At 70.2% G+C, this 3,973-nt stretch carries 4 protein-coding genes; 3 read left to right on the top strand and 1 reads right to left on the bottom strand.

Translation table 11 applies throughout. From position 1 onward, the window contains the following. Positions 1-182 precede the first annotated feature (182 nt). Complete coding sequence (locus H5411_RS45870; protein WP_183127947.1) at positions 183-1,037, top strand: SGNH/GDSL hydrolase family protein; 855 nt, start codon at positions 183-185, stop codon at positions 1,035-1,037. Here H5411_RS45870 and H5411_RS45865 read toward each other — a convergent pair. Beyond that, positions 1,003-1,758: a metallophosphoesterase family protein gene (locus H5411_RS45865; RefSeq protein ID WP_101434614.1), complete on the bottom strand. Its 756-nt coding sequence runs from the start codon at positions 1,756-1,758 to the stop codon at positions 1,003-1,005. The genes H5411_RS45870 and H5411_RS45865 overlap by 35 nt on opposite strands. A 78-nt stretch (positions 1,759-1,836) precedes the next feature. Here H5411_RS45865 and H5411_RS45860 point away from each other — a divergent pair, with 78 nt between their 5' ends. Beyond that, positions 1,837-3,219, top strand: a complete 1,383-nt coding sequence (locus H5411_RS45860; RefSeq protein WP_101434613.1) for a replication-associated recombination protein A — start codon at positions 1,837-1,839, stop codon at positions 3,217-3,219. A 115-nt stretch (positions 3,220-3,334) separates the two neighbouring features. Continuing rightward, positions 3,335-3,883, top strand: coding sequence for a cupin domain-containing protein (locus H5411_RS45855; RefSeq protein ID WP_158242453.1), 549 nt, complete (start codon positions 3,335-3,337; stop codon positions 3,881-3,883). The last annotated feature ends 90 nt before the right edge of the window (positions 3,884-3,973 follow it).

Here is a 3,973-nt window from a genome sequence, read left to right as displayed (position 1 = left end):
GAACCGTCAGCACACTCGGGCTTCGGGGTGCCCCACCGCACACACCCACCTGCAATGTCGCCGCCAGGCGACGAGCAGACACACACGCCGAACCACCCAAACCAGACCCCCAGTACCGGAAGTTCCCACCTCCGTCCATACCGCGTTACCTCCCCATCACCAGCGGTGAGCCTCCATACCGGATGGTCTTGGGCGTGACCGTGATCAGCGTCGGAGTCACCCCGGCCCCAGAGCCAATCCCGGCCCCCGTCCGCCCTCAGCCGTCCCCTCGCCGAGCCGAACGCCTGGTGATCCTCGGCGACTCCACCGCCGTAGGCCTGGGCGATCCCCTCCCCAACCGCGGCGGATGGCGCGGCGTAGGCCCGCTGGTCGCGGAAGCACTCGGCATCGACGAAACCGGCTACCTCAACCCGTCCTTCACCGGTGCCCGCATGGCTTGCGTCCGCACCGAGCAGCTCCCCTTGGCGATCGCCCACCGCCCGGACGTCGCCCTGGTCGTAGTCGGCATGAACGACACTCTCCGCCCGGACTTCAACCCGGACAACGTCGCCGCGGACCTCACCGCCATCGTCCGCGAGCTGACCGCGATCGGGACCACCGTCCTGCCGGTGCGTTTCCACGACCACAGCAAGGTCTTCCGCCTGCCGCCGTCGCTGAAGCGAGCCCTGAGCGCCCGCGTCGCGGAACTGAACGAGGCCATCGACCGCGTAGTGGAAACCGAAGGCATCGCCTGCCTGAACCTCGACACGCTGCCCGGCGCCTATGACCTCACAGTCTGGAGCGTCGACCGCCTGCACCCCTCCGAACTGGGCCACCGCATGCTCGCCCAAGGGTTCACGAACCTGGCCGCAGCAGCCGGTTTCGCCGTGCCAGAACCGGTGAGCCTCATCTGCTCCGGCGGCGTCGACCCAAGCGCCGCCGCCCATGTCGGCTGGCTCGTAGCGAAGGGCGTGCCCTGGCTGTGGCGGCGCGGACGCGAATTCCTGCCCTACGCCGCGGTCATCATGTGGCGCTCGTTCCGCGAGCGCGTGGGCTGAACACCCGCAACGCCTCCGCGTCCGACGCCGGATTCCGTACGAAATAGTCGTTCCAGTCCTGAATCCCGGGATACTCCGACGCTTCCGCCAACTCCCGGCACACGACCTCCGCGTCGTAGGCGGTGCGCCGCAATTCGACCCCGGGACCGAGCCTTGCCCAGTGTGCACCCGTTGTCCCGTAAGGCATCCCGACGCTCCCCGGGTTCACGATCCGGCACCGGTCGGCCAACCGCAGGAACGGCATGTGGGTATGCCCGCACACCACGGTTTCCGCGGTGACGCCGTCCAGGACTTCCGCCCAGCGCGACAGCGGGCTGTCCACGAGCGCGACCTCTTCGTCGTCGCGCGGAGTGGCGTGGCAGAACAGCACTTCGCCGAGCCCGTCGATCTCCAGCGTCACCGTCAACGGCAATCCGTCGAGCAGCTTCACCTGATCCGGCCGCAGCTGCGTCGCCGCCCACGGACCGATCGGATCCGGGATCTTGGTGGGGCCGCCGCCCGCGAGCGTGACGAGTTCGCGATCGGCGTTGCCGCGCACCCACACCGCGCGCTCGCCGAGCGAAAGCAGCCGGTCGAGGGTCTGCCGCGGGAGCGGTCCGGCGGCGAGGTCGCCGCACAGGACCACCAGATCGGCGGCTTGGACGTCGGGTTCGGCGAGGACCGCGTCGAGGGCGGGCAGCACGCCGTGGATATCGGACAACACCGCGACGGAAGAGACCATCGCCCCAGTCTGCCCCTCCGGCGGCGCCGCGGGGCCGGGCGAGCGGGATTGTCGGGGTGGTCGGATACCGTCGTCGGTGTGGCACAGGACGAACTCTTCACGGTGAACCCCGACGTGGGGCCGCCGCCGGAACCCTCCGGAGCGAACCAGGCCGAACCGCAGGCCGACCCGGCGACGTCGCCGCTCGCGGTCCGGATGCGGCCGCGCACGCTCGACGAGGTGGTCGGCCAGCAGCACCTGCTGCGGGAAGGGGCTCCGCTGCGCCGGCTGGTCGAGGGGGCCGCCCCGGCGTCCGTGCTGCTCTACGGCCCGCCCGGCACCGGCAAGACCACGCTGGCGAACCTGGTGTCGATCGCCACCGGACGCCGGTTCGTCGCGATGTCCGCGCTGTCGGCGGGCGTCAAGGAGGTGCGCGGCGTCATCGAGGAGGCACGGCGGCGCCGGCAGTACAACACCGAGAACACCGTCCTGTTCATCGACGAGGTGCACCGCTTCTCCAAGACCCAGCAGGACGCGCTGCTCGGAGCGGTCGAGGACCGCACGGTGCTGCTGGTGGCGGCGACCACGGAGAACCCGTCGTTCTCGGTGGTGTCGCCGCTGTTGTCGCGGTCCCTGGTGCTGCAGCTGCGACCGCTCACCGACGACGACATCGTGGCGGTGCTGGAGCGCGCGCTGACTGACGAACGCGGGCTCGGCGGGGAACTCACGTTGACCGACGATGCGCGGGCGCACATCGTGCGGCTTGCCGGCGGTGACGCGCGGCGTGCGCTCACCGCGCTGGAGGCGGCTGCGGACGCGGCGTCCGCCACGGAGAACAAGACGATCGATCTGGCCGTGGTCGAGTCCACAGTGGACAAAGCGGCGGTCCGTTACGACCGCGACGGCGATCAGCACTACGACGTGATCAGTGCGTTCATCAAGTCGATCCGGGGGTCGGACGTCGACGCGGCGTTGCACTACCTGGCGCGGATGATCGAGGCGGGCGAGGATCCGCGGTTCCTCGCGCGGCGATTGGTGGTGCACGCGAGCGAGGACGTCGGGCTGGCGGATCCGACCGCGTTGCAGGCGGCGGTGGCGGCGGCGCACGCGGTGCAGTTCATCGGGATGCCGGAGGGGCGGCTCGCGCTGGCGCAGGCGACGATCCATCTGGCCACCGCGCCCAAGTCGAATGCTGTGGTGACGGCGATCGATACGGCGTTGAGCGACGTCCGTTCGGGGGCGATCGGGACCGTGCCGCCGCATCTGCGCGACGGGCACTACGCGGGGGCCAAGCAGTTGGGCAACGCCCAGGGGTACCGGTACCCGCACGACGTGCCGGAGGGCGTGCTGGCTCAGCAGTACCCGCCGGACGAGCTCGTCGGGCGGGACTATTACGAGCCGACCCAGCGGGGCGGGGAGCGGACGCTGGCGGAGCGGGTGCCGCGGCTGCGGCGGACTATTCGGGGCGAGCGGCAGGCGTGAGTGTTCCGGTCAGCGGCGCCTGAGTGAACGTCGCCACTTTCTGCCCGGCGGAGGTTGGGGCGGGAACATCGGGATGCGTCGTCGGTTGATCCTCTTCAAGGAGAAGGGGGCGGCGATGACGCTGTTGACCGTGTGGCCTGACGATCAGCCCGGGCATGTGCTGCTGCGGACCGAGGACACTGGGGCGATCGTCGCCGAGCTGGGGCGGATTGGCGCCGGGTTCGCTCGGTGGCCGGTGGTCGGCGAGGCTGCGGATACCGAGGCTGGGGTGCTGGCGCGGTATCGGGAGTTGATTGATTCCCGGGTCGGCGGGGTCGGTTATCACGCGGTGGATGTCGTCGCTGGGGAGCCGGGGCGGGTCGAGCGTTGTGGGGGCGGGGCGGAGGACCGGTTCTTCGTGCGGGGGTCGGCGGTCTGGTATCTGCATGCTGGGCGTGAGGTGCATGCCGTGTTGTGCGAGCCGGGGGATTTGCTGACGGTTCCGGCGGGGGTGCGGCATTGGCATGACGGTGGGGATCGGCCGGATTACGTGACTGTTCGGGTTCGGCATGCTGGTGGGGTCGCTGGGCCGGGTGGGGTGGGTCGGGTGGCGCTGGGGGAGTTTCCTGGGTTTGCGGAGTTGGTTGCGGAGCGGATGGGGGGTTGGGCTGTGGTGGGTGGGTGAGTCCTCCCTGGGGCTGCTCGTCGCCTGGCGGCGACATTGCAGGTGGGTGTGTGCGTGGGGCACCCCGAAGCCTGAGTGTGCTGACGGTCT

The organism is Amycolatopsis echigonensis (assembly GCF_014174495.1).
Classification (GTDB): domain Bacteria; phylum Actinomycetota; class Actinomycetes; order Mycobacteriales; family Pseudonocardiaceae; genus Amycolatopsis; species Amycolatopsis echigonensis.
The sequence above is the reverse complement of the archived record's forward strand: the minus strand, read 5'-3'. Positions and strand labels throughout refer to the sequence as shown.

Coding starts and splice junctions, on each gene's coding strand:
- H5411_RS45870 (WP_183127947.1), top strand. CDS start 183: ATGGTCTTGGGCGTGACCGTGATCAGCGTCGGAGTCACCCCGGCCCCA.
- H5411_RS45865 (WP_101434614.1), bottom strand. CDS start 1,758: ATGGTCTCTTCCGTCGCGGTGTTGTCCGATATCCACGGCGTGCTGCCC.
- H5411_RS45855 (WP_158242453.1), top strand. CDS start 3,335: ATGACGCTGTTGACCGTGTGGCCTGACGATCAGCCCGGGCATGTGCTG.